The 25,959-nt window shown below is 51.8% G+C and carries 15 protein-coding genes and 4 pseudogenes; 11 read left to right on the top strand and 8 right to left on the bottom strand.

Translation table 11 applies throughout. The annotated features are described in order from the left end of the window. Positions 1-309: 309 nt before the first annotated feature. Positions 310-1,137: pseudogene (locus EZJ17_RS06235) on the bottom strand (calcium-binding protein); the annotation flags it as partial. Between the two features lie 2,179 nt (positions 1,138-3,316). Here EZJ17_RS06235 and EZJ17_RS06230 point away from each other — a divergent pair. The 7 genes and pseudogenes from EZJ17_RS06230 (at position 3,317) to EZJ17_RS06205 (ending at position 13,749) form a co-directional block, all read left to right on the top strand. Continuing rightward, positions 3,317-4,519, top strand: a complete 1,203-nt coding sequence (locus EZJ17_RS06230) for a beta-ketoacyl-ACP synthase III (RefSeq protein WP_067439640.1) — start codon at positions 3,317-3,319, stop codon at positions 4,517-4,519. Between the two features lie 44 nt (positions 4,520-4,563). Continuing rightward, entirely contained in the window at positions 4,564-4,956 is a 393-nt protein-coding gene (locus tag EZJ17_RS06225; protein ID WP_067438320.1) for a DarG family dialkylresorcinol biosynthesis protein, read from the top strand. An 890-nt stretch (positions 4,957-5,846) separates the two neighbouring features. Further along, positions 5,847-5,960: pseudogene (locus tag EZJ17_RS10950) on the top strand (ESPR domain-containing protein); the annotation flags it as partial. A gap of 33 nt (positions 5,961-5,993) precedes the next feature. Beyond that, positions 5,994-11,321, top strand: coding sequence for a YadA-like family protein (locus EZJ17_RS06220; RefSeq protein WP_231868015.1), 5,328 nt, complete (start codon positions 5,994-5,996; stop codon positions 11,319-11,321). A 90-nt stretch (positions 11,322-11,411) separates the two neighbouring features. Next, positions 11,412-12,251, top strand: a complete 840-nt coding sequence (locus tag EZJ17_RS06215) for an OmpA family protein (RefSeq protein ID WP_067438338.1) — start codon at positions 11,412-11,414, stop codon at positions 12,249-12,251. 253 nt (positions 12,252-12,504) lie between these two features. Beyond that, positions 12,505-12,912 (top strand): bacteriohemerythrin, encoded by a 408-nt coding sequence (locus EZJ17_RS06210; protein WP_067438342.1) that lies wholly within the window; start codon positions 12,505-12,507, stop codon positions 12,910-12,912. Positions 12,913-13,177: 265 nt separating this feature from the next. Beyond that, positions 13,178-13,749: pseudogene (locus EZJ17_RS06205) on the top strand (beta-class carbonic anhydrase). An 84-nt stretch (positions 13,750-13,833) separates the two neighbouring features. On the opposite strand, the gene EZJ17_RS06200 reads toward EZJ17_RS06205, so the two are convergent. The 4 genes from EZJ17_RS06200 to leuE all read right to left on the bottom strand — a co-directional run bounded on the left by EZJ17_RS06200 (position 13,834) and on the right by leuE (position 18,232). Continuing rightward, positions 13,834-14,367, bottom strand: a complete 534-nt coding sequence (locus EZJ17_RS06200; RefSeq protein ID WP_151086301.1) for a PqiC family protein — start codon at positions 14,365-14,367, stop codon at positions 13,834-13,836. Beyond that, positions 14,367-16,004 carry an intermembrane transport protein PqiB gene (gene pqiB, locus EZJ17_RS06195; RefSeq protein WP_067444968.1) on the bottom strand — a complete coding sequence of 546 codons (1,638 nt, stop codon included), beginning with the start codon at positions 16,002-16,004 and terminating at the stop codon, positions 14,367-14,369. Before pqiB ends, EZJ17_RS06200 begins: the two co-directional genes overlap by 1 nt. Positions 16,005-16,094: 90 nt before the next feature. Then, positions 16,095-17,321: a paraquat-inducible protein A gene (locus tag EZJ17_RS06190; RefSeq protein WP_151086570.1), complete on the bottom strand. Its 1,227-nt coding sequence runs from the start codon at positions 17,319-17,321 to the stop codon at positions 16,095-16,097. Positions 17,322-17,578: 257 nt separating this feature from the next. After that, entirely contained in the window at positions 17,579-18,232 is a 654-nt protein-coding gene (gene leuE, locus EZJ17_RS06185) for a leucine efflux protein LeuE (protein WP_151086298.1), read from the bottom strand. A gap of 92 nt (positions 18,233-18,324) precedes the next feature. Here leuE and EZJ17_RS06180 point away from each other — a divergent pair, with 92 nt between their 5' ends. After that, positions 18,325-19,164: a LysR substrate-binding domain-containing protein gene (locus tag EZJ17_RS06180; RefSeq protein WP_067438353.1), complete on the top strand. Its 840-nt coding sequence runs from the start codon at positions 18,325-18,327 to the stop codon at positions 19,162-19,164. 307 nt (positions 19,165-19,471) lie between these two features. Beyond that, the gene (gene cah, locus EZJ17_RS06175; RefSeq protein WP_067438356.1) at positions 19,472-20,230 is read left to right on the top strand and encodes a carbonic anhydrase; all 759 of its coding nucleotides are present in this window, start codon (positions 19,472-19,474) and stop codon (positions 20,228-20,230) included. A gap of 242 nt (positions 20,231-20,472) precedes the next feature. On the opposite strand, the gene EZJ17_RS06170 is transcribed toward cah, so the two are convergent. Beyond that, positions 20,473-21,651 carry a hypothetical protein gene (locus EZJ17_RS06170; protein ID WP_151086296.1) on the bottom strand — a complete coding sequence of 393 codons (1,179 nt, stop codon included), beginning with the start codon at positions 21,649-21,651 and terminating at the stop codon, positions 20,473-20,475. Beyond that, complete coding sequence (gene uvrB, locus EZJ17_RS06165; protein WP_067438362.1) at positions 21,620-23,665, bottom strand: excinuclease ABC subunit UvrB; 2,046 nt, start codon at positions 23,663-23,665, stop codon at positions 21,620-21,622. The genes EZJ17_RS06170 and uvrB overlap by 32 nt, the downstream gene beginning before the upstream one ends. Before the next feature lie 224 nt (positions 23,666-23,889). Here uvrB and EZJ17_RS06160 point away from each other — a divergent pair, with 224 nt between their 5' ends. Further along, positions 23,890-24,426 carry a gamma carbonic anhydrase family protein gene (locus EZJ17_RS06160; RefSeq protein WP_067438365.1) on the top strand — a complete coding sequence of 179 codons (537 nt, stop codon included), beginning with the start codon at positions 23,890-23,892 and terminating at the stop codon, positions 24,424-24,426. A 151-nt stretch (positions 24,427-24,577) separates the two neighbouring features. After that, positions 24,578-24,772 carry a hypothetical protein gene (locus EZJ17_RS06155; RefSeq protein WP_067438368.1) on the top strand — a complete coding sequence of 65 codons (195 nt, stop codon included), beginning with the start codon at positions 24,578-24,580 and terminating at the stop codon, positions 24,770-24,772. Between the two features lie 662 nt (positions 24,773-25,434). On the opposite strand, the pseudogene EZJ17_RS06145 reads toward EZJ17_RS06155, so the two are convergent. Further along, positions 25,435-25,950: pseudogene (locus tag EZJ17_RS06145) on the bottom strand (DUF1853 family protein); the annotation flags it as partial. Positions 25,951-25,959: the final 9 nt, after the last annotated feature.

Genomic DNA, 25,959 nt, shown 5'->3' with positions numbered 1-25,959 from the left:
CATTCAGATAGGGTTTCAGGCAGGTTTGGAATAGCAGGCTTGGTAGAGGCTGTGCTCCAGCTGGGCATAAGTGGTGTTGGCCACGCCGATGATTTCTTTCACTTGTTCCAGTGTGCCGTAGCTCAGTGTGCGGGAGTCTTCGCCGGTGAAAGCGTCCAACAGGCGGATTTTGTCTTGCAGCGCGTCAAATTCGGCTTGCAGCTCGGGGGAAATGTTTACTTTGCCGTTGCGCAAAGCCTGCAACTGAGAAGGCGTGAGCGGCACGCCTTGGCCGGCGGTGCCGGATTGCTCGGTGGCGGCAGTGAGCGTGGGCGTGTAGCTGCCGTAGCGGGCATCGGTTTTGCCCCACTCGGCGGCCAGCTGCGCCAGCAGTGCCGTTTGTTGCTCTTTGGTTTCGGCAGCGGCATATTGGCGCAACACCGCATCCAAAGCAGGGGACAAAGCCGCCGCCTCGCGCAAATCGCGCAAGCGACCGATGCCGGAGAGGTTCGGATTTTGCAGCTGCTCGGCGGTTAGTTCTACATGATCGTTGAAGCGGCTGAACAGCGGATCGTTGGCCAGCAGCAAATCGCCCATCTGGCGGGTTTGGCCGTCGGTGGTGGTGTAGCTGCCTTCCTGCGCCAGCGTGTTGCCGTCGCCCAGGCTACGGTTGGTGTTGCTAAATTGAGTGCTGAGCGACTGCACCTTGGCCTGCTCCAGCGTGAGCAGCTCGCCTTCCTGGCTGATGCCGTCTTGATTGAGATCGCGCCAAACGCGCAATGAAGAGAACGCCTTGTCGGCCGCATCGATTTTACCGTCGCCGTTGTCGTCCAAATCGGCCAGCGCGGCAAACCCATGCTCCGCCGTGCCGCCGTTTTTCAGGTGGGTGGCTTCGCCGAACAGCTCGCTGCCGTTGTTGATGATGCCGTCGCCGTTGCGGTCATACACCAACAGCCCGTCTTCTTTGCCCACCCAGCCCGAAGCCGTACGGATACCGTCGCCGTCGTGGTCGAAGAGGCTACCTGAAAACTGGTTGGCCACCACGGTACGGATACCGTTGCCATCGAGGTCTAGGGCAAGAGGGTCGACGATATGGTATTTTTTGCCTTTATGAGTATTTTTCCACGGAGTAAATCCACCGGGGAATAACCAGCGGAAAAAATCTTCTAGATTTTCCTCTAGGAATCCACCAACGGTTTTTGGATCAAAGGGTAGTTCTCCTTTTAATATTTTTTCTACAATTTCAAAGGAGTCTGTTATATCTCGGTGTAATTCATTTGTTCCTCCTTTCCAAGGATTTATCCCGAGAAAAGCTGGAGGTACAGAATAAATAAATCGAGAAGCATGCTCGAATAATCCGCTATAGGATTTTGGGTCTAGGAAGAAACCAGGGATCTTTTTTACATCATCAATGCTCATCTTTGAATTGCCAAGATGCTCATTTCCATAATCTTTTATGCTCGTTCCTAATATATTAAATTCATGTTGTAAGAGAATGGCATTTCTTAATATCTTTGAACCACCAGGTTTGCTAGATTGATCAAAATATTTGTTAGCAAGACTAGACTTTGCTGAATCAGGAAGTAGTTTGCCTATAATACTTTCTCCTTTTACAGTTCGGTCAAGTAGGCTAGTAAAATACCCAATTCCGTCACCAATGGCTATAAAAGAGTCTCCGATTGCTTGTTGGATATCATTTGGCTTAAATTCCCCAGTATGTTGTATATCATTGTAAACATTTGTTAATTGAGTTTTTATATTGAAGAGTGAGGAAGTAAGAGAAGCGGTATTTAAATATCCATTCTGCTTCCCAATGCTATCTAAAAAAGCATCTGCTGCTTGAATAGAATTTCCTATAGCAACGGTAAGGTTCCCTCTGTTATTTCCATTATAAATGGTATCTGATAATGAGTAGATTGAGCTTACAAATGAATTATACGATTTATATGCTAAAAGTGGGGAAAGCATGCTAAACTTGAGCTCACCAAATTTAATCGGTCCTATATTTGCATTAGCTTTATATTCATAAGCCATAATTAATCCTTAATTTTATTATAAAAAAAATATGAGGGAAGACGCCTGAAATAAGGGTGAAAAGCATAAATTTATAATCATCTCCATTAATAATACTAAAAATAATAAATATTATTGGGAGTAGTATATGAAACCATATTGTAAATTTATAAAAAAATGATTTTGGTAAGTATTCTGTTTTTAAATGTCTTAAAGAGAAATAAGCAATTATATTTAATATACCAAAGCATGCGATATCAGATAGCATATGTACAAATACTAATAAGTTAAATTTATTTGTAATAATTATTGTTAGATAGGCTACGGTAAAATATATAAAAAAAAACCGTTGCCAATTTAAAAAGGAACTGACTTTTATCATATAATAGTCTCATAGGTACGTGTAGGGTAGGTGCTCGCTGCCCACGCATTCATATCATAAGGCTACCTAAAAGCACGTAAGCATAAATTCATACTTGCGATAATCGATATCCCATCGATCTGTGAAACATTTTAAATTTGTAACTCTGAAAACCTGCTTTATCTGTTTTTAGGTAGTCTAGAAGAGCATGAACGCAAATACCTGCTCTGCACTTGTCGATCTGTGTGTGATGATTGGAATAATATTGAACTTCCGTATGCGGCAGGCTACCTAAAGGCGTAAGCTTCGGTGAAGCTAAAACATTGGCTCGGACGAAGCGGAAGCACCGCGACCGCCTTAAAGCCGGCGGTCGAAGCTAAAATTTTTAGCTTACTACATATTGGTTGGCGTGACAAGAATTTTATTTTGTATAGGAGTGATAAGAAGCGATAAAAAGAAAGAAACTGTTGGCATGAGTTGCAATCTTGCCTGCAGGCTACCTGAAACCAGCCGCTCTCCGCCGCTGCATTTGCACTCTACAAAAGACAGCTGCTGCTGTTGGCCAATCTTGGACTTTACCCTTTTTAGCAAGCCATGAGGTTGCTTCGTTGCAGGTGTTGCTTTTAGGTAGCCTTTTCCATTTGGTTATGCCGTTATTTGGCTGTCCCATTGCTTGGGGCTTTGCCTGGGGCGCGGCTTGGATAATAGTTTTGCTTGAATGGCACGGATTTGGTGGGATTGTTGCAAAGAAGCTGCATAGTTTGGGTGTGTGAGTGCTTTTGTTGGTGTTTAGGATGTGGCATATGGCGGTTCGCATTTATAATTATGAGCATAGAATGCGGCTTTGATAAAAGCCTGCCAAATAATACGACAGCCTGAAATGATTAGCATTTCAGGCTATTTTGCGTTAGCTGCTAAGTTTCAGGTAGCCTTATGCTATATGCCGCTGTAGGCTACCTGAAAATGTCCACACACACATCATATAATATCGAAGGGGAGCCGGAATTGCATAAGCCATCAGATGTTTATATCAAGCGCGCTGCTGCGTTTCTGCCGAATTCGCCGGTGAGCAATGAGCAGATGGAAGCCGTGCTCGGTATGACGGGGGATACGCCTTCGCGCGTACGCAAGATGATTTTGCGATCCAACGCCATTACTTCCCGCCATTACGCCATTGATCCGCACTCCCGACGTGCCACCCATAGCAACACAGAGCTGGCTGCGTTGGCGGTGCGCGGTTTGTTGGAGCAGGGTTTGCGTGCGGACGAAATCGGCAGTCTTGTCTGCGGCACGTCTTACCCCGACCAGATTTTGCCCGGCCATGCGGTGATGGTGCACGGGCTGCTGCCGCAGATTCCACCCTGCGAGGTGGTGAGCACGGCTGGCGTGTGTGTGGCGGGGATGGCGGCGATGAAGCAGGCCGAACGCGCGGTGCGCACCGGGGAATGTAGCGAAGCGGTGGCAGCAGCTTCGGAAACGGCTTCGGCGGTATTGCGCGGCGAGCGTTTCCGTTGTGAAACCGACAGCCTGCGCCTGCAGGGTGCCAAGCCGGAGATTGCGTTTGAAAAGGATTTTTTGCGCTGGATGCTGTCGGACGGTGCCGGCGCGGTGCAGCTGGGCAGTGAACCGCTGGCCGGGCAGTTGAATTTTAAAATCCATTGGATTGATTTGCTGTCGTATGCCAGCGAGATGCCAGTGTGTATGTATGCCGGTGGCGAAGTGGGGCAGGGCGGGGAGTGGCTGAGCTGGAAAGATGTCGATGCCGATGAGTGTGCCAAGCGCAGCCTGATGGTGGTGAAGCAGGATGTGAAGCTGTTGAATGAAAATATCGTGGCTTACACGGTGGAAAAGCCGCTGTGCCGTCTAATTGCCAAGCACGGCCTGCAAGCCGGCGAGATTGATTGGTTTCTGCCGCATTACTCCTCCGATTTCTTCCGCAGTAAGTTAGCCGATGGTCTTGCTGCAGCGGGGCTGCCGATTGCCGAAGAAAAATGGTTTACCAACCTGCACTATAAAGGCAACACCGGTTCGGCGGCGATTTACATTATCTTGGAAGAGTTTATGCGCCGCACAGACATCCAAGAAGGCCAGAAAATCCTGTGCTACATTCCCGAAAGCGGCCGCTTTTCCACTTGTTTTATGTTGCTGGAAGCGGTGTATGCCTGAGGCTACCTGAAAACCCAGATTCTGCTTGTTTGGAACTATTCAGCATGGATATCAACGACATTCCGCAAGACGACAGTCCCAGCTATCGTGGGCATCAAAAAATTATCTATGGCACGCACAATGGCCGTTACCAAGCCGCCACCAGCACCGGCTGGCAAGACGAATCCTACGCCACTGTGCAGGCCGTGGCCGAGTTGGAGGAACAGGCCGAAGCCGCCAAACAGGCCGTGGAACGTGGCGAGCGCTCTGCTTTGTATTACCACATGTTCCGCAGCCGATACGACGAAGTCGGCCTGGCTATGGCCGCCGGCGTATGGCGTTGGCAGCTGCGCCGCCATTTACAACCAGTCGTGTTTGAGGGGCTACCTGAAAAAACCTTGGCTAAATACGCCCAAGCGTTGGGTATCAGCTTGAGCGAACTGCGGCAACCGTTGTGAGGCGATGGATGGAGCAGGATAGCAACCTTGTTTTTCCTCTGTATTAGGCGATGGGTGTAATAGGGCCTTTGTTAAAGACAATTGCTGAAAATTTATTTTACAGCTGAGAGTTTGAAACGCTTGTTTATCCTAATGATAAGCAAGCGTTTTTTGTGTAAGGACTAGGGGTGATTGACATTGGGTTGTGTTTGCCCGATTTTGCGGTGCCCTGTGCCATTTACGATCTAGGTTTGTGTTGTATTACGATTAAAACCTCATAAAGGGTAGGGAGGAGAAAGTTACCTGAAATTTAGGAGGACATGGCAGCACAATATTTTATTGCTATTTTGTTGCGTATTATAGAAATTTTGTAATAGATATTGCTGCTAAGCTACAAGTTGATTCAAGCTAGGAATAGCTTGTAATTTACTTAGTGAGGTTACTCAATAAAGTGAAGCTTCGGCTCGGGCAATAGGAAACGAGCGTGTTTATGCTTAGTTTTTGGGTGGTATTTAAGTATTTGTATATTAAGGAATTATAATATTATGCTCGCTACCTAAAAACCGCTTGAAATGTGTAGTTGATGTGGCTTGTATAAGTAGAGAGTGTTACAAATTTGTTGCAAGTTTTTGTAAAAGAAATACAACCAAGCGATAAGCGGCTAGGATGATACGTTAACTGCCTGTATTATGCCAGCCTCAATTTGCCCACGGGTTTAGAATACGTAGTCTATTGAATTTATTTGAATAAAATAAAGTCACCTTGCAAAAATAATTTAAGTTTTGTATGGCCTGACAAGCGTAGGAAGAAATCGATGGTTATTGATGTAAATCAACCGATGGGCTTTTCCGTTGTTTAATGTGTTTTATTTTTTGATTCTTTAATTTTGGAAAGTTAGGAAGCTGAATTATATGAACAAAGTTTACCGTACCGTATGGAATGAATGTACCAACACTTGGGTGGCTGTGCAGGAAACAGCTAAGGCGCATGGTAAGTCGGCCTCTATTATAAGTGCAAATGGTATTAGTGGGGCTATTTTGAGTCGGGTAGGCATTAGAATGTCCCGCTTTGTTTCTTCCGCAGTAGTATTGGCTGTGGCTGCTGCGGCCGGTCAGGCTAATGCCGAAGCTGGCTTCTATTTTAACGACGGTCGGGATGTTAACTGTACAGGTCTTGCTGACAGTACAAATGCTGTTCAATATGCCATCATGGGCACAAACATTCATACGCCATTGCAGGGTATAGGCACTGTGCAAGTACCGAATCCTGCTTTTTTTGGCATAACGCCGACATATAACCCGTGTAAGCCGATCAATGGGACTGGTGCGGAAAACCGTGATACACAGACCAACCGCACTTTGTTCTATGGCACTGTAAATGCTCCTGCTAATACTACCGATAATGGCGCCAAAAACCTGACCCTGGGCGGCCGATTGGATGTCAACAGCGGCATTATTGGCATCGGACACCGTGGCACGAACGGAGTTGATCCGAACTTCAGCCAGAATGGTGAATATAAAGATACCAATGGCAACCTGTATCGTTCATCGAACAGCATCCGCATGGGTACCGGCATTACTTTAAATGAGGCCAATAACAAAGAGGCATCTATTGCTATCGGTGTAGACACCAAATCCACTGGGCTCAGAACGGTAGCCATCGGCTGGGCGGCAGAGGCAACTGGCAACGAAGACGTGGCCTATGGCGTGCGTGCCAAGGCATCCGGTGGGCAGGCCGTAGCTTTGGGGCCGTCGACTCAGGCAATTGGTGCCCAGTCTACTGCAATCGGTAACAACAGCATTTCCAGAGGCGATTCTTCCGTAGCTATCGGCGGCGATGATTTGAATGCTGTGTCGAAGGATGCTGGTGGTAATTTCAATCAGTCTGACGTGGCGAAGAAGTACAAGGCGCTGACAGGCGATGAGTTGGTGCAGAACACCGCTGCGCCTTTCATTCCCACTGAGTCAGGTACGGCGGCTGTAGCTGTCGGCGTGCAGGCCAAAGCGAGCGGTAGTCTTTCCACTGCATTCGGTACGCGTTCTGCTGCTTCGGGCGTGGCATCATTGGCACTGGGCGTGGGTTCCAATGCATCGAAAGAAAATGCGGTTGCATTGGGTGCGGGCAGCACCACGGCTGCAGCGGCTACGTCAGAAAAAATGGCAACCGTGGGTTCAATCACTTATGGCAGTGCGGCTAATCCGTTTGCTGGCAGCGGCAGCGTGACTGCCGGTGACCAGGTTTCTATTGGTACGGCAGGTTTCGAGCGCCAAATCAAACACGTTGCTCCAGGCGCTATTAATGCTGCCAGCACCGATGCCATCAACGGCAGCCAGCTGTTTTATGTAACGCAAGGATTGCAAAACCAGATTGGTGCTGCGAAAACACATTACTATAGCGTAAAAGGCAGTGGTGCTACCGACGGAAACTACAACAACGACGGCGCAACAGGTACGCATGCACTAGCCGCTGGCGTAAATGCGTCTGCTTCTGCAGAGCATTCGGTAGCCGTAGGTTCTGCAGCCAAGGCAATGGATAAAGGAACTGTTGCGTTTGGTAATGATGCTCAAGCGACAGGACGAGATGCGCTGGGTATTGGTACGACAACTCGTGCAAACGGAATGGGCGCAACCGCAATCGGTAATACGGCTGAATCAACCAAGCATGGGGTTGCTATCGGTAATGGCGCACATGCAAAAGCTACGGGCGGTTATTCCACCGCGGTCGGTACCGGTTCCAAAGCTATGGGAGATGCTGCAGTAGCATTAGCTAATGATGCGAAGGCTGGAGGACGAAGTTCTGTTGCAGTTGGTAGAGAGGCTAATGCAGGGGGTGATGCTGCGATTTCTATCGGGGAATCGGCTGCTGCTAATGCTGCACAAGCTATTGCAATGGGTCGTGAAGCCAAGGTTACTAAAAATAATAATATCGCTATTGGCTATAAGTCCTCGGCTACCGGCGAAAGGACGGTCGTGGTCGGCCCGAATGCAATTGCGACTGCCGATGATGCGACCACAATCGGGAGTGCGGCAACAGCAACAAAATTACGCAGTTCGGCATTCGGTAGTAATGCGAAAGCTGACGGTATTGATTCCTCCGCATTAGGACAAGGTGCTGAAGCCAAAGCGGATAGCGCAACAGCTATCGGTTCTAAGGCTATTGCTTCTCAGGGCAGCTCCACCTCTATAGGTACTGAGGCTAAGGTGGCAGCCGCCAGCGGTGTTGCTATCGGTGCAGGTGCGAAAGTAGAAGGTGCTGGACAATATGGTACTGCCATCGGTTCTGGCGCATCGGCAACCCATTCTAAGTCTGTTGCATTGGGTAGTTCTTCGACTACTGAAAATGCGGTAGGTACAAATACTGCAACGGTAGGCAATATCACTTACGGTGGTTTTGCGGGAACCAATCCTGTTGCGACAGTAAGTGTTGGTAATGGCAGTGAAAAACGTACAATTACCAATGTGGCCGCGGGCCGCATCAGTGCCACCAGCACCGATGCCATCAATGGCAGCCAGCTGTATGCCACACAAACGGTGATTGGCAATGTGGCTGGTAGCATGAAGAATATTTTGGGTGGTAATGCAGCCGTAGGTGCCGATGGTAAACTCAGCATGAACAATATTGGTGGCACAGGTAAGGGCAACATTCACGAAGCCATTCAAGCCAGCAGAACCACGGTGTCTTCTAACAACGGCAGCCTTACGGTCACCAAAACGACCAATGGAACAACTGGCGCAGATAACTACGATCTGAGTGTCAACGCCCAAGGCTTGGCCGAGTCTGCCCAGCTGCCGGTGGTCTACACCAAAGCTGACGGCAGCAAAGTGTACAAACACACCGACGGCAAGTTCTACACCCAGCCTAACGGCGCAGGTACCCAAGTAGCAGCTGGCGATGTAATTGCCAGCATGCAGAATGCCGCTGGCTCCACCACTGAGCCGACCACATTGGCCAATGTGAAGAGCAACCTGGCTGATACAACCAATGCTGTAAACAACCCGGCCAACAACAGCCGCGCTGATTTTGCAGGCAAAGGCAACAATGCCGCTACCGTAAATGACGTATTGAACGCTGGCTTCACCGTACAAGGCAACGGAGTTAATAAGGACTTCGTCACCCACGGCGACACCGTCAACTTCGCCAACGGCCAAGGTACTGTAGCCAAAGTAACGAGTACCAACGGCGTAACTACCGTTAAGGTTGATACCCCGATGACCTATGCCGATGCTTCAGGCAACCCCACCAATACGCCAACTAACAGGGTGAACTTAGTAGGCGGTACCGCAGGCAACCCGGTTACCTTGGGTAATGTGGCGGACGGTACTGTTGCCGCTGGCAGCAAGGAAGCTGTAAACGGCGGTCAGCTGTATGCCACTAACCAAAACGTGGCTAAAGGTATCAACTTCGGCGGTACTACTGGTAGCAACAACTACAAGCTGGGTGACACCATCAACGTGAAAGGCGACAGCAACATCACCAGCACCACTATAGCTGGCGGCACACAGTTGGCGTTGAACCCGAACCTGAACGTAACCAGCGTAACCACCACCGATGCAGCTGGTAATAAAACTGTTACCAACGGTAGTGGCGTAACCATCACTCCGGCAGCAGGTGGCGGCAACCCCGTTAGTCTTACCACCGGTGGTCTGAACAACGGCGGCAACAAAATTACCAATGTTGCTAGAGGTACGGATGGCACGGATGCAGTTAACGTGAATCAGCTGAATGCGGCTAAAGCAGCAGCCACTAGCAAGATAGAAGCAGGCAACGGTATTAGTGTTAGCAGTACGCCAAATGCTGATGGCAGTACCACCTATAAAGTGGCTGCCGACACCACTGCGTTGAACGTGGGCGACGGCACCGGTGGCAACCCGGCTGGTAAAGTGATTGCTCCGGCTCCCGCTGATGCTAACAAACTGGCTACTGCCGGCGATATAGCCAAGGCCATCAACAACAGCGGCTTCAACATCGATGCTGGCGGCAATGTAGCGGGTAATCATTCTGCTACGCTCGCCAAACCCGGCAGCACTCTGACCCTGAAAGCGGGCAACGGGTTGACTGTGAAACAGGAGGTGGACGGCAATGGCAATCAGAGCTACACCTACGCCCTGAATGCCCAATCTGTGGTGCAGAGCGCCCAAACCCCGGTGGCGTACACCAAAGCTGACGGCAGCAAAGTGTACAAACACACCGACGGCAAGTTCTACACCCAGCCTAACGGCGCAGGTACCCAAGTAGCAGCTGGCGATGTAATTGCCAGCATGCAGAATGCCGCTGGCTCCACCACTGAGCCGACCACATTGGCCAATGTGAAGAGCAACCTGGCTGATACAACCAATGCTGTAAACAACCCGGCCAACAACAGCCGCGCTGATTTTGCAGGCAAAGGCAACAATGCCGCTACCGTAAATGACGTATTGAACGCTGGCTTCACCGTACAAGGCAACGGAGTTAATAAGGACTTCGTCACCCACGGCGACACCGTCAACTTCGCCAACGGCCAAGGTACTGTAGCCAAAGTAACGAGTACCAACGGCGTAACTACCGTTAAGGTTGATACCCCGATGACCTATGCCGATGCTTCAGGCAACCCCACCAATACGCCAACTAACAGGGTGAACTTAGTAGGCGGTACCGCAGGCAACCCGGTTACCTTGGGTAATGTGGCGGACGGTACTGTTGCCGCTGGCAGCAAGGAAGCTGTAAACGGCGGTCAGCTGTATGCCACTAACCAAAACGTGGCTAAAGGTATCAACTTCGGCGGTACTACTGGTAGCAACAACTACAAGCTGGGTGATACCATCAACGTGAAAGGCGACAGCAACATCACCAGCACCACTATAGCTGGCGGCACACAGTTGGCGTTGAACCCGAACCTGAACGTAACCAGCGTAACCACCACCGATGCAGCTGGTAATAAAACTGTTACCAACGGTAGTGGCGTAACCATCACTCCGGCAGCAGGTGGCGGCAACCCCGTTAGTCTTACCACCGGTGGTCTGAACAACGGCGGCAACAAAATTACCAATGTTGCTAGAGGTACGGATGGCACGGATGCAGTTAACGTGAATCAGCTGAATGCGGCCTTGGGTGCTTTGAGCGGTACCAACAATGCTAACATCATTGCTCTGGATGCCAAAGTTAACGATGTAGCCAATACTGCCAATGCCGGTGTAGCCCAAGCCATTGCCACTGCTGGCCTGCCGCAGGCTTACTTGCCGGGCAAAAACATGGTGGCTGTGGGTGGCGGCTACTACAAAGGCGAAACCGGTTATGCCGTTGGCTTCTCCACTATTTCTGATAGCGGTAACTGGATTATTAAAGCTACCGGCAGCGGTAATTCACGCGGTAACTTCGGTGCTTCTATCGGTGCGGGCTATCAGTGGTAAGCTGTAAAGAGGCTACCTGAAAATCTAAGCATAGAATTTTCAGGTAGCCCTACTGGATTCTCCAAAATAAACAACCCAAAGGAAAAAATTATGAAATTTGCTAAAGTAGCCCGTTGCACAGCAGCTGTGGCCACTATCGCCATAGTATTGTCTGCCTGTTCCTCACTAACAAGAGTAAGCTCAAGCGGTACTACTGACCAGCCGGTATGGCCAAAGTGGGATCGGGTAACCCTCAATAAAACCCGTGGCACCTTCCCTGATTTGGGCAGTCTGAACCAAGTGAGAGCTGGCTTGACCAAAGACGATTTGTACTACCTGATCGGCCGTCCGCACTACGGTGAAATGTGGCGTCCGCGTGAATGGAACTACCTGTTCCACTTCCATACTCCCGGCCAAGGTACCAATGGCGTAACTACTTGCCAATTTAAAGTGTTGTTCGACAAAAACGTGTTCAGCAACGAAACCTACTGGCGCGCTGTTGATCCCGAAAACGCCACCTGCCCACCACTATCGCAAGAGTCTGCAGCCCCTGCACAACAGCAGCACCGCTACACGCTGAGTGCAGATGTATTATTTGCGTTCGACCGTAGCGGCGAATATGATTTACAGCCACGTGGACGCGAAGAGCTGAGCGAATTGGCCGCTAAATTGAGAAACTTCGAGCAGCTCAATAGCATCACCGTAATCGGCCACACCGATTACCTCGGCTCAGATGCCTATAATCAAAATCTATCGCAGCAGCGCGCCGAAACTGTGCGCCGTTATTTGGCAGCTCAAGGCTTGCCGGCTGACAAAATCCGCGCAGTTGGCATGGGCGAATCCCAGCCAGTTAGGCAGTGCGATAACCACGGTGGACGCAACCAGCTGATCACCTGCCTGCAGCCCAATCGTCGTGTGGAGATCCAAGTAGACGGCTACGGCAGCCGTTAAGCTTGCCTACAGGCAGTTTTGTTGGTACTCAGTTGGCAATAAATAAACCTTTCTGTTTCGGCAGAAAGGTTTATTTATTGCAGGGGAGGAAACTGGCATAAGACTTGCTTGAAATTAGATAGCTTTTACATATCTGTTTTACCTGTCAGGATTTTGCTGGCGGATTTTCGGTTTTATGTAAAAGTTGCTGCTTGGCGAGGAAGTTTAAGTGCCGCGGCGATCAATTTTTTGTTTACTTGATGAGGGATACACCATGCCTTTCGTATATTGGACTTCCGATTTGGACACCGGACTCGACGATATCGATGCACAACACCGCCAATTGGTTGATTATACTAATAAGTTGTATGATGCCAGAGAAGCTAACGATAAAGAAGCTATCGAGCTGGAACTCCAACACCTGATTGACTACACCGTAGAACACTTCAGCTACGAAGAGATGATGTTGGAGGAGGCACAGTACCGTCTGGTAGAGCAGCACAGAAAAGTGCATCAAAACTTCGTAAACCGTATGAGTACCCTGCAAGCCCGTTATCACAACGGTGACCTTGAAGCCTTGGATGAAGTAATTACTTTATGTGAAGGCTGGTTGTTCCGCCACATCCGTATTAACGACCATGGCTACGTTGACAGCGTGAAAGCATCCGGCATCCGCTCTTAATCTGAGTAGATTTCGCTCCATAGGCTACCTGAAAATCGTTTCAGGTAGCCTGTTTGTATAGCCATCCAGAATAGGAATGATACGGTGTTGCCTTGTCTTGTTACTGTTTTTTGTCTGTGGTTCGGCGTCTTCATCCTACTTGGGAAGACTATATTAAGGAGCACATTTAAATAGAATGCAGAAATGATTTACTCCTCTGGTATATATCGAACATTACTTATCCGTATTACTTTGCAGCTCCATCCCAGCTATGAAGGGAGCTTTCATGAACCTACTTGATGAAAATATAAAACACAACAAACACTTCGTTGAAAGCGGCGAATGCGTAGAATTTTTCAGCAATAAATACCCTGAAAAGAAACTGGCCATCCTATCCTGCATGCATATACGTATTTTCGAGCTGCTGTATGCCGCCTTAAACTTGAAAAACGGCGATGGCAAAGTTATCCGTAATACCGGCGCTGTAGTGCCGCACCCGTGGGGTTCAGGAATACGCAGACTCTTGGTGGTTGTGTTTGATTTAGATGTGGAAGAAATCATGGTGGTGGTGCATCATGACTGCAGCATGTGCGGCTTTTCTCCCAATCGCCCGTTTAATAAAGCCCGCGCCGCCAGCATTCCGGAGGCGAACACCAACATCCTACGTCATACTGGTATTGACTTAGACGTCTGGCTCACCGGCTTCAATAATGTTGACGACAGCGTGCGCCAACCGTGAAGACCATCAAACAACACCTGCTGATGTCTGAGTGCATCGCCGTATGCGGCTTGGCTATCCACCCTGCTACCGGCAAGCTCACCGTGGTGGTGGAAGGCAATAAAAAAGCCGCCGAGTAAACACCGCTTTGGCCAATAACCTGCGCTTCATGCCCGCTGCTTTAGTTTTCAGGTAGCTTTTTACTGATGCCTGCGGCGGGATATTTAGTGCCCGCCCACGGTATCGGCAGCGCGGTTGAGGCCTTGGGACAGGGATTCCACCATGGCGGGGTAGCCGTCGCCCTGCTGCGGGGTTTGGATATTGAATGGGGTGGTTCGGCCGTTCGGCCATTGGGCATAGCCGCTCACGAGGGTGTGGCCTTGGAAGCTGCCTTGGAATTGCTCGATGTAAATCTTGAGCACGGGCAGGCCGTTACCGCGGCCGTAGGGCACGAAGCGGGCGCTGCCGCGGCGGTTGAGCCGGTTGCTGAAGGCGGCTGCAAGGCTTTGATCCAGCGGAGCGGCCCACAGGTGGTGGCGGGCGAAGTTGAGGCGGTGGGCGTCGGTTTGGTAAACGAGGCCGCCTTGACCGAGCGGCTCGGCCAGGATGATTTGCACGGCGGTTTGGCCGCTGCTTTGGCCGGCAGGCGGCACAAAGGCGCTGTTGGGCAGGCTGAAATACTGGGCGGCGGGGGCGGAGGCGCAGGCGGCCAGCAGCAGGGCCGTGGCGGCGGCGGACAGTTTGGCAAATAAGGACATCAGCGGCTTCCTTTCGGGGTGGGGTCGGTGGCGGAAGAGTTGAAAATCAGGGCGTTGGGCTGCTCTTTGAGGGTGTTGAGCACGGGCGCGGCCTGCTGCAGGGTGCGGTCGATGCTGCGCAGGGTTTTCTGCACGTCGCCATACACGGGCGATTGCGGGGATACGCCCTGCAGGGTAGTGCGCAGTTCGGCCAGGGTGCGGTTGAGCTCGCCGGGCAGCTGCTGGGTTTGCGGCTGGCCGAGCAGGCGGTTGGCCTGGGCGAGCGTGCCTTTCAGCTCGGTTAGGCTGCCGTTGAGTTCGCGCACGGTTTTATCCAGCGGTAGGCGGTTGAATTTGTCGAGCAGGGTGGATACTTGCTGCTGCAAATCGCCCAGGCTGCCGCCGTTACGGCTGGCGATGACGGTGTTGCCCTGATAGCTGGCGGCGGGTTTGAGCACGCTTTGGCCGGGGGCTTCGGAAAGCTCGACAAACAGGGAGCCGGTGAGCAGGTTGTTGCTGGACAGGGTGGCGCTGAGGCCTTTGTTGAGGGCGCGGCTGATTTGGTCGGCCCAGGCTTCTTTGCTTTGGCTGTCGGCGTTGATTTCGAGGCGGGAGGGATCGATGCGGATACGCACGGGAATCCAGCCGTTGTCGAACAGGTTGAGGCTGTCGTTTCGGCTGAAATAGGGCACGTCGGTTACCGTGCCGATGGGGATGCCTTTGTATTCCACGGGCGCGCCGGCGGCCAGGCCGCGCACGCTTTGTTTGAAGAAGACCACGTAATACAGCGAGCGCGCGTCGGCTTGGTTGTCCACGTCGGCACGGCTGTCGTAGAGGGGGAAGAGGGTGTTGTTGCCCACCTGGCTGCCTTTGTTGCCGTCGGGCGGGTCGTCGAAGGCGATGGCGCCGGAAATCAGGGCGGGCAGGGAAGGGGTGTCCACTTTGAGGCCGCTGCCGCCGAGCTCGATTTTGAGGCCGCTTTGCAGCCAGAAGCGCACATTGTTGCCGATGAGTTTGTCGTTAGGGCTGCCGATGAAGATTTGGTAGTCGGTGGTTTTGGACACGGGGTCGAATTTTGCGCCCTCCACGATGCCAACCACGATGTCGCGGTACATCACCGGGCTGCCGCTGCTAAGAATTTTGCCGCTGCCGCCTTTTAAGCGCAGCCGCAGGCCACCTTGGGCGAAGGCAGACACGGGTGGCACATCGGCTACAGTAAATTCGCGTGCTTCTTCCGGGTTTTTCCCAGGCATCAGGGCGATATACGAGCCGGACACGAGCGTGCTCAAGCCGGTGATGCCGCTTTGATCCACGCGCGGTTTCACCATCCAAAATTGGCTGTCTTTGCGAACCATGTCTTTCGCTTCGCCGGTGAGCTGGGCGGTGAGCGCCACGCCTTCCTGGCCGGGGCGCAGGTGGATGGCGGTAACGCGGCCCACGTCTACATCCAACACCTTAATCACGGTGTTGTTCACTTCAATGCCCTCGGCATTGCTCATATACAGCGTGACTTCCGGGCCGGTGTTGCGGATATGGTCGAACAGCAGCCAGCCGCCGGTGAAGAGGGCGATGAGCGGAATCAGCCAAACCATAAAGGAAAAACTGCGGTTGCGGCGGATTTTTGCCTGTGGTTCGCGTGTGGAAGAAGGTTTATTCATTGTGTGATTTTGCGTTTTATGGAAGAGGTTTTCAGGTAGCCTATGCTGCGTTGGGGCTACCTGAAAATGGTTCGGGCAGCCTTAATGGTTTCAGGTAGCCTTTGCGTTGCGCTGGGCAGCTTTGTCCCACATCAGGCGCGGGTCGAAAAAATGCGCCGACAGCATGGTGAGCAGCACCACCAAGCAGAAATACAGTGCCGCCGGCCCGGGTACTACCCGCGCCATGTGCGTGCGGAAAGTGGACATCAGCATGATGATGACGAAAATATCGATCATCGACCAGCGCCCGATGGATTCCGTAATCAAATACAGCTTGGAAAGTTTTTGCGGTGCCATCTTGGTGCCAAACTTCGCCGCATACAGCAGCACGCCCATGGCGATAATCTTCAGCCACGGCACCATAATGCTCGCGCTGAAAATAATCATGGCGATGTAGTGGTCGCCATCGCGCCACATAAACTGAATGCCGCTGAAAATCGTGCTGCGTTCGATAACGGTGGGGTTGGACGACACCATAATCGTCATCAGATTGGCCGGCAGCAGCAAAATCACAGAAGTAATCAGCAGCGCCAAGCTCAAGCTTAGGCTGTTTGGCCGCCGCTTATGCAGCCCCGAGCCGCAAATTCCGCATTCGGTTTCGTGTGCCGGCCGCTCAAACAAACACTTGCCGCAAAACACCGAGCCACCCTCAGGCCGCACCAAATCCTTATCTCCGCGCAGCCGCCGGATTTGGTAATACACCCAATGCTCCGGCACGGAAAGCGCAGTGCGGATAAGCAACACGGACAGCACAAACATCAAATAAAACGCCGGCCCGAAATGCACTTCCGCCACTTTGCCCAGCTTGATATAGGCCACCAGCGTGGAAATAAAAAACACATCCACCATCATCCAGCCGCGCAGCCGCACCAACCAGCGCGTGGCGCGCAGCACGCCAGGTGGCGGCTTGCCCCACAGCAGCCCGCCATACACATACAAACACAGCAGGCAGAAGAAAAACGGCGCGCCGAAGGTGAGCACAAACATCACCTCGGCTAAAAAGCCGGATTTCTGCAAAATCAGCACCTTCATCATTCCCGGCATGGTGAGTGGCACCTCTAAGCCCAGCACCGTCACATGCATATACAGCCCGGAAAACACCACTGCCAGCATAATCAGCGAGGCCAAGGCCAGCGCCGGCGGCAGCAGAAACGGGTTGGCTTCCACCCGTGCCAGCGGATGGCCGCAGCGCGGGCAAAACGCCGCTTTCCCCGGCTTGAGCGGAGGCAGGCGCTGCTCAAGCCCGCAGGAATGGCAGGAAATATAGTGTGCCGGCATTACCGCCTTCGGCTGATATGGCCGGTAGCGGCGCGCGCGGCGCAAGCGGGTGGCGAATTTCAAAAGGGAATCGGAAGATAATGAAAAATAGCGATTATAGCCCAAAGCGGATTGGCAGAAATAGCTTAGCAGGTTTCAGGTAGCCTTGGCAGGGGAGAAGGCTACCTGAAAAATCGTGGCTGTTGCGGATAGGAGTTTGGTACGGAAGTACGGCACACTATTTTCAGGTAGCCTAAAGCAGCAATTTAGGATTTAGTTTAGACGATGGCGGTGGCCAGCCACAGTTTGGCCGCGAAGAAGATAAACAGAGCGCCGGCACCACTTTTACCGAACGCAGCCACACGGCTGTATTTGGTGCCCACGCGGCCAACCGAGTTAGCCATCAGAATCAGCGTACCCATGCACAGCAGGCTGCACAGCTGGAAGGTGCCGCCCAAGAGCAGGAAGCTCAGGTACGGGTGTTCATAGCGGATATCGACAAACTGCACCATGATGGCTGGGAAAAACAGCAGGCTTTGCGGATTGAGCAAGGAAATGGTGAGCGATTTGCGGAACACTTGCAGCAGGGTGCCTTCAGCAGTATGGCTGTCGGCTTTGGCAGCGGCAGCATGATGCAGTTTGAGCCAGCCTTCACGCAGCAGCATGATGCCCAAATAGGCCAAGTATGCGCCACCGGCCAGTTGCAGCGCGTTAAATAAAGAAGGATAGGTTTGCAACAGGGCACTGGCGCCGAAAGTGGAAGCCACAATCAACACGCCATTGCCGACAAAGATGCCAGCGAAGGCGCTCCAGCCTGTTTTGGTGCCGTATTGCCCGGCCACTGATAAGCAGTAAATCATATTCGGCCCGGGCAGCAACACCAGCAGCAACACGGCGAGCAAATAAGCAGAAAAATTAATAATACCGAACATTTACATACTCCCAAATACTCAGGTGGCCATACTATTACAACTGGTTTCTTGATTAGAATACTGCTTAAGGAAGCCCGTGATAGGTAAAGTAGATGATAAATTTCCGCCTCATTCGCCATTTGTGGATGTTTTTTGCCGTGGCCGAAGAAGAACACTTCGGGCGCGCCGCTGAACAGCTGAATATGTCGCAGCCGCCGCTCACCGAACATATCAAACAGCTCGAGCAGGCCTTGGGTATGGTGCTGTTTGAACGCTCGCGGCGCGGCACCAAACTCACCGCCGCCGGCTATTCCATCCTGCCCGCCGTGCGCAAATTTGCCGAGCAGATGCAGCGGCTGCAAACCACCGTGCAGGAAATCGCCGCCGGCCACAGCGGCATTCTGCACATCGGCGCGATTACCATGGCGCTCTTGGAAGTGGTGCCGCCCCTCATCGAATATATCCACCAGCACTACCCCACGCTCACCGTGCGGGTGCGCGAAATCGACAGCGGAGACGCCGAGCCGCTGCTGCAAGCGGGTGATATCGACCTCGCCTTCGCCCGCCTGGAAATCCCATGGGACAGCACCATCCGCCTGCACACCCTGCGCCGCGAGCCGCTGGCCGTGGTGTTGCCGAAAAGCCATCCCTTTGCCGAGCGCGAGTCGATAGATTTAAAAGACCTGGCTTGCGAAGGCTTTGTGATGTTTGAGCGCGCAGTCAGCCCCGATTCCTTCGACGCCCTGCTTGCCGCCTGCCAACGCGCCGGATTTGTGCCCAATATCCTGCACGAAGTGCGCTCCATCGCCTTACAGGTAGCCTTTGCCGGTTGCGAGCAGGGCGTGGCACTGGTGCCCGTATCTTCCGAGCGCTACCTGCCCGATAACGCCGTGCTGCGGCCGCTGAACGACGATATCCAAATTACCAGCGTGACCCTAGCCTTTGGGAGATAAGGTGTAACAACGGTATTTTGCCGGGCGGGGTGAATAAATACAGGAGCTTGCATTATTTGAATCAAATTCGGCACTTCGGCGCGGGTATTAATATTTTGTCGGATAAGGGCAGCCTGCCTAATAGTAATTCAAAATAAAGTAGGATGGTGGCGAAATGAATTCGTTTTAACTTCATTGCTCTAATAGTTTGTAGGCCGGGAAAGCTTGACCGAACTATTTAATATAGCTATCTTTCAATAAAAAATAAAAATATTTACATACGCACCGCAACGCTTTTTTCCACTCCTTAACAGAAAAGGATATTGCAATGCTCTGCTTCAAACGTACGTTACCCCGCCTGACCGCCGTCGTGCTGTCGGCGTTTACCGCGCTCTCTGCCGTCGCACATGGCGACCATACCCATTGGGGCTACACAGGGCACGATTCCCCCGAAAGCTGGGGCAATCTGTCCGAAGAGTTCCGCTTGTGCTCCACCGGCAAAAACCAATCCCCTGTAAACATTACCGAAACCGTTTCCGGCCGCCTGCCTTCCATCAAAGCCAATTACCATCCGAGTGCTGTGGAAGTGGAAAACAACGGTCACACCATTCAGGTCAATTATCCCGAAGGCGGCAACACCCTAACCGTGAACGGTCGCACCTACACCCTGAAACAGTTCCACTTCCACGTGCCGAGCGAAAACCAAATCAAAGGCCGCACCTTCCCGATGGAAGCCCACTTCGTCCACTTGGACGAAAACAAACAGCCGTTGGTATTGGCCGTGCTGTATGAAGCCGGCAAAACCAACGACCGCCTGGCCTCCATTTGGGACGCCATGCCGATGACGGCAGGAAAAGTGAGACTTGATCAGCCGTTCAATGCCGCATCACTGCTGCCGCGCAACCTGCGTTACTATCGCTTTGCCGGCTCACTGACCACGCCGCCATGCACCGAAGGCGTATCATGGTTAGTATTGAAAACTTATGACCATATCGACCAAGCGCAAGCGGAGAAATTCACCCGCGCCATCGGTTCGCACAATAGCCGCCCCGTACAGCCGCTGAATGCGCGGGTCGTTATTGAATAAGCGGTAACGCTGTGAACAGAAAAGCAGCCTGCACTTTGGGAATTAGAAGTGCAGGCTGCTTTTTTTGGGGAATGTAGGGGCGGCATTTATGCCTACGCAGGTGCAGGCTGCCTCCAAGGCAAAGAACGCGTGCGTGCGTACCGCACACACCCTACACGTTGGTTTTAAAGTTTGTGCCGCCCGCAGGTAGGGTGTGTGGCGCAGCCACGCACGCGGTAGATGGAAATGCAGGCTAGGGCCTGCTATACGTTAGTTTTGAGGAATTCATCTAAGAAATTATGAATTTCTTGCTCATATGCCAAATATGGTTTCCTTATTTCTGAAGGGTTCATTTGAATAATATCTGCAATCCATTTAATTAAATCACAAAATGCTGTTTCAATCTTTTCTTTGCTTGGGGTAGCATGTAAGCCAGCATTGAACAACTCAATTAATCTATCTGCTTCTTTTCCAAGCTTTTCTATTAAATCTGAATGGGACTTTTCGCAAGCTATTGTAATATATGCCCAGATTCTATTTTTATATTCGCTTGTTCCTACCTTTCGTCCTCTCCAAAGTTCATTCTGTGGGGGAAATAGATAATGAGCTAATTTTTCTAAGAACCTTCTACCTGATAAAGCTGCCTGTGCTAAATCCTCTTCTGTTTCTGCTCTTTCTAAAGTTCTAGTTGATGCAGCTAATATATCAAAGAGTTTAGGGTGCAGTTCTTCTAAGTTATAGATAGCATTAGAAATATCTTCAGTTTCTAAACCAGCCAATGTCATGAAAAAATTTTCAAAAGACTCAATTCTTTTAAAATGCTCTATATTATCAAAGTTATCAAATATGGTACCTCTAGCCCCTATATCTTCAAATGTAGTTAAAAAACCAAAAGTTTCAAATAAATCCTTAATTTCTGTATCAAAAGAACCTTCCTCCATTTCCCCCATTGAATAAAATAAAGATATTCTTCCAGAATCTAATCTATATAACTCTATAAGACTATTTCTAAAAAAATAAAGATGAAGAGGATTAGAAAACTTGATATCCATTGAGCCAAGATAAGGAGGAAATGAATTTAAAGAACTATGTATTTTTTGAGCAGTCAATAAATCCATATTTTGAAATAACAAACAATAAATTGTTGCTGTATTAAATGTATCTTTCAATTTCTTTGCATATAGGTGATCTAATGAAACAGGCTGATAAACCCTTTGACATAATTCAGCATGATCTAAATTGTACTGCATGGCGTTTGAATAAGTTAAAATATCTCCAACTGATATACGCATACTCCTGTCAACCGACTGCAAAATACCAGTTTCCAGAATAGCTTTCATAATCGGATAACCATAATATGAACCCAATAAATGATGGTCTGAATTAAATAAAAAAGCTACATTCATTGCATCAATCCTTTCCGTTAAAATCTTTACTCCCAAACAACAACCCTTCCTTAATCCCACGAATCCTATCCCTCAACACAGCCGCTTCTTCAAACTGCAAATCCCTAGCCGCCTGCTGCATGGCTTTTTCCAGTTTGGCGATTTCTTTAATCGCGTCTTCTTCATTGTGGATTTCGCCGACTTTAACTTTGTTTTTGCCTTTCAGACGGCCTTTGCCACTGTCTTCTTCGTGGTACACGCCGTCGATGATGTCTTTGACCTGTTTTTTAATCTGTTGCGGCACGATGCCGTGTTCTTCATTAAATTTAATCTGTTTTTCGCGGCGGCGTTCGGTTTCGTCGATGGCGGCTTTCATGGAGTCGGTGATTTTGTCGGCGTACAGAATGGCGACGCCGTTCACGTTGCGCGCGGCGCGGCCTATGGTCTGAATCAGGCTGCGGTGGGAGCGCAGGAAGCCTTCTTTGTCGGCGTCGAGGATGGCGACGAGGGAGACTTCGGGGATGTCCAAGCCTTCGCGCAACAGGTTGATGCCGACGAGTACGTCAAACAGGCCGAGACGCAAATCTCTAATGATTTCAACGCGCTCGACGGTGTCGATGTCGCTATGCAGGTAGCGCACTTTGATGCCGAGTTCGCTGTAATAGTCGGTAAGTTGCTCCGCCATGCGTTTGGTAAGGGTGGTAACGAGTACGCGTTCGCCTTTTTGGATGCGGTCGTTGATTTCGCTCATTAAGTCATCGACTTGGGTGGCGACGGGGCGGATGATGATTTGGGGGTCGACCAGCCCTGTGGGGCGGACGACTTGTTCGACCACTTGTCCGGCGTGTTCTTCTTCGTATTTGGCGGGGGTGGCGGAAACGAAGACGGTTTGCGGCATGACTTTTTCAAATTCGTGGAATTTGAGCGGGCGGTTGTCGCGGGCGGAAGGCAGGCGGAAGCCGTAGTCCACGAGGTTTTGCTTGCGCGATGCGTCCCCTTTGTACATGCCGCCGATTTGGGTAACGGTAACGTGGCTTTCGTCGATGAACATGATGGCGTTGTCGGGCAGGTAGTCCATCAGTGTGGGCGGCGGTTCGCCTTCTTTTTTGCCGGAGAAGTGGCGGGAGTAGTTTTCGATGCCTTTGCAGAAGCCCATTTCGTAGAGCATTTCGAGGTCGAAGCGGGTGCGCTGTTCGATGCGTTGTTGCTCGACGGGGCGTTGTTCGCGGGCGAAAAATTCGATGCGTTCGCGCAGTTCTTCTTTGATGGACTCGCAGGCGCGCAATACGGTGTCGCGCGGGGTAACGTAGTGGCTGGACGGGAAGACGGTGTAGCGGCCGACGCGCTGGTGCAGGCTGCCTGAAAGTGGGTCGAACATATCGAGGCGGTCGATTTCGTCGTCAAACAGGCTGATGCGCAGGGCGTTTTCGGAGCTTTCGGCGGGGTACACGTCAATCACGTCGCCGCGCACGCGGAAGCTGCCGCGTTTGAAGTCCAAATCGCCGCGTTCGTACTGCATGGAAACGAGTGTGGCGATGATGTCGCGCTGCTCGATGGTGTCTCCTTCTTTGACGGACAACACCATTTGTTGATACTCGGTCGGGTCGCCGATACCGTAAATGGCGGACACGGTGGCGACGATAATCACGTCGTCGCGCGTCATCAGGTTTTTGGTGGCGGAAAGGCGCATTTGCTCGATGTGTTCGTTGATCGCGCTGTCTTTTTCGATGAACAAGTCGCGGCTGGGCACATAGGCTTCGGGCTGGTAATAGTCGTAGTAGGAGACGAAATATTCCACCGCGTTTTCGGGGAAAAACTCGCGCATTTCGGCATAAAGCTGGGCGGCAAGGGTTTTGTTGTGCGCCATGATGATGGCGGGTCGGCCGCTTTGCGCGATGACGTTCGCCATGGTGTAGGTTTTGCCCGAACCGGTTACGCCGAGCAGGGTTTGATAGGCAAGGCCGTCTGAAAGCCCTTCGAGCAGGCCGGCAATGGCGGTAGGCTGGTCGCCGGCGGGCGGGAAGGGTTGGTGGAGTTTGAAGGGGGAATCGGGGTATTGGATGATGTCCATGAGGCTACCTGAAAAAGCGCGGGCAAAGGTGGAATTATAACGCTAATGCGTGTGCTTGCTGCTGGGTGGCTGGGGAAGTTTCAGGTAGCCTTTTGTGGCAGGGTAGGGGGACGGTATTGTTATGCTGCCGGATTGGTTCCTACACAGCTAAAACCACAGCCCGGCTTTGCCGCCATCCGATTTTCAGGTAGCCTTTGCGGCTTGATACGAACCAGGAGTTTTCCATGAGCAATATCCGCCCTTATTTGGATACCGTGCCGCAGATGCATGGCAGTTGTTATCTCGATCCGCTATGTTTGGTGGCGGGGGATGTAGTGTTGGCCGAGAATGTGTCGGTATGGCCGTTTGCCGTGCTGCGGGGGGATGTGAATAGCATCCGTGTGGGGCGGGGCAGCAATATTCAAGATCATGTGATGCTGCACGTGAGCCACAAAACGGACGACAAACCGGAAGGTTCGCCGCTGATCATCGGCGAAGATTGCACTATCGGCCATCATGTTACGCTGCACGGCTGCACCGTTGGCAACTGCGTGTTGGTGGGGATGGGTAGTATTGTGTTAGATGATGCGGTGATTGAAGATGATGTGATGATTGGAGCGGGCAGCTTGGTGCCGCCGCGCAAACGGCTGGAAAGCGGTTATTTGTATGTGGGTTCGCCGGTGAAGCAAGTGCGGCGGCTTACGGCGGATGAAATGGCGTTTCTGCCTTATTCGGCGGCGCATTATGTGCGGGTGGCAGAGGGGCATAAGGCGGGCGGCTGATTTGAGTTCCACAGAAACTCAGTATTCCTTCGGAAACTTCGTTGAAGTTGGGCTTTCGGGTAGCCGGCTGTGCCGTAGAGGCTACCTGAAAATTATTGTGCTATTATTCGCTATTACTTGTATTGTATTCAATCAGATGAAAGGAAAAGCAATGAAAGCAGCATATCGTTTGGCCGCTGTGGCGGTGTTGGTTGTTATGTTGTCGGCCTGCGGTGCCGGCGTGGGTGTGGGTGTGAGCGGCGGCAACGGTCACGTAGGTGCGAGTGGTTCGGTGGATTTGGGTAGCGGGAATAGCAGCGTTACGCCCTATGGCAAAGTGGGTGTTGGTGTGGAGGTAACGCGCTAGACTGCTGTTTTGCCGATGATGTTTTTGCATCTGTTTATTAGAAAGGCTATCTGAAAACCGGTTGGATGGTTTCAGGTAGCCTTTTTGCTGTTCGGCCTTGTTGTTCAGCCACGGCACATCAGGCGTTGTGTTTCATGCCATATGCCGTCGGGGCGTGGTTCGACCACGGCGATGAGGCCGGGGGCTTGGCGGGCGAGTTCGGCTGCGGTAATGGTTTGTTCAAACGGGACGCGGGCAGGGGCGAGGTAGGCGAGGCGGGGCAGGGGGTGGAAGCGTTGTGCGGCCTGGGCGGGATAGTTTGCCCATTGCCGGAGGAGAAGGCCGCTCCAGCCTAGGGGATTGAGAGGGCTGCCGTTGAGGTTGCCGTTTGGGGTAAAGCCGGTGCCGCGGATGATGGTGGCGGTGGTGAGGGCTTGGCTGAGGTTTGGGGGTTGGCGGCAATCTGTTGTGCCCGTATTGGCTTCGCTGGGGCTTGCTTCGTTTGTTTTAGCTTCGTAGAAACCCGCTTTGCTCGTTTTAGTTTCGCAGAAACTCACTTCGTTCGTTTTAGCTTCGTAGAAACCCGCTTTGCTCGTTTTAGCTTCGTAGAAACCCGCTTTGCTCGTTTTAGCTTCGCAGAAACTCGCTTCGCTCGTTTTCAGGTAGCCTTTGAATGGTTCGGGCAGTTGGGCGCGGGCTTGGGTGGTGTGGAGGAGGAGGCATTGTTGTTGCAGTTTGGCGGCTTTGCTGAGTAGGGTGTCGGTGGGGTTGAGGCCGCTGAGGTCTTGTGGGGTGTCGCCACCGTAGTATTTGCAGGTGAGTTCGAGGTGGTAGGGGGTGGAGTCGAGCAGGCAGAGGAAGTCGGCGGCGCCGAGGGTTTGGCCACTTTCGCTGCGGATGGGGTGGTTGCGGGCGATGAGTTGGCAATGGGGGGCGTGTGCCAGCCAGAAGGCGAGTAGGCTTTCGGCGTAGTGGCCTAGGCGGTGGCCGAAAGGGGCTTCTTGTTCGAGCCATTGTTGCAGCGGTGCGGGCTGGCTGTCGAGGTTGAGCAGGAAGCGGAAGCCTTGGCTGCCGAGCAAGCGGGGGATGGGGAGCTCGCAGCCGCTGTGCCATAGGGGCGGGGCGGTGAGTAGGGAGGCGAGGTCGCGCACGGCGGGGTGGCGCAGCCGCCACCAGATGGCATCGAGGGCGTAGTTCATGCTTGGGCG

The sequence above is a fragment of the Eikenella exigua genome, from assembly GCF_008805035.1.
Taxonomy (GTDB): Bacteria; Pseudomonadota; Gammaproteobacteria; order Burkholderiales; family Neisseriaceae; genus Eikenella; species Eikenella exigua.
The sequence above is the reverse complement of the archived record's forward strand: the minus strand, read 5'-3'. Positions and strand labels throughout refer to the sequence as shown.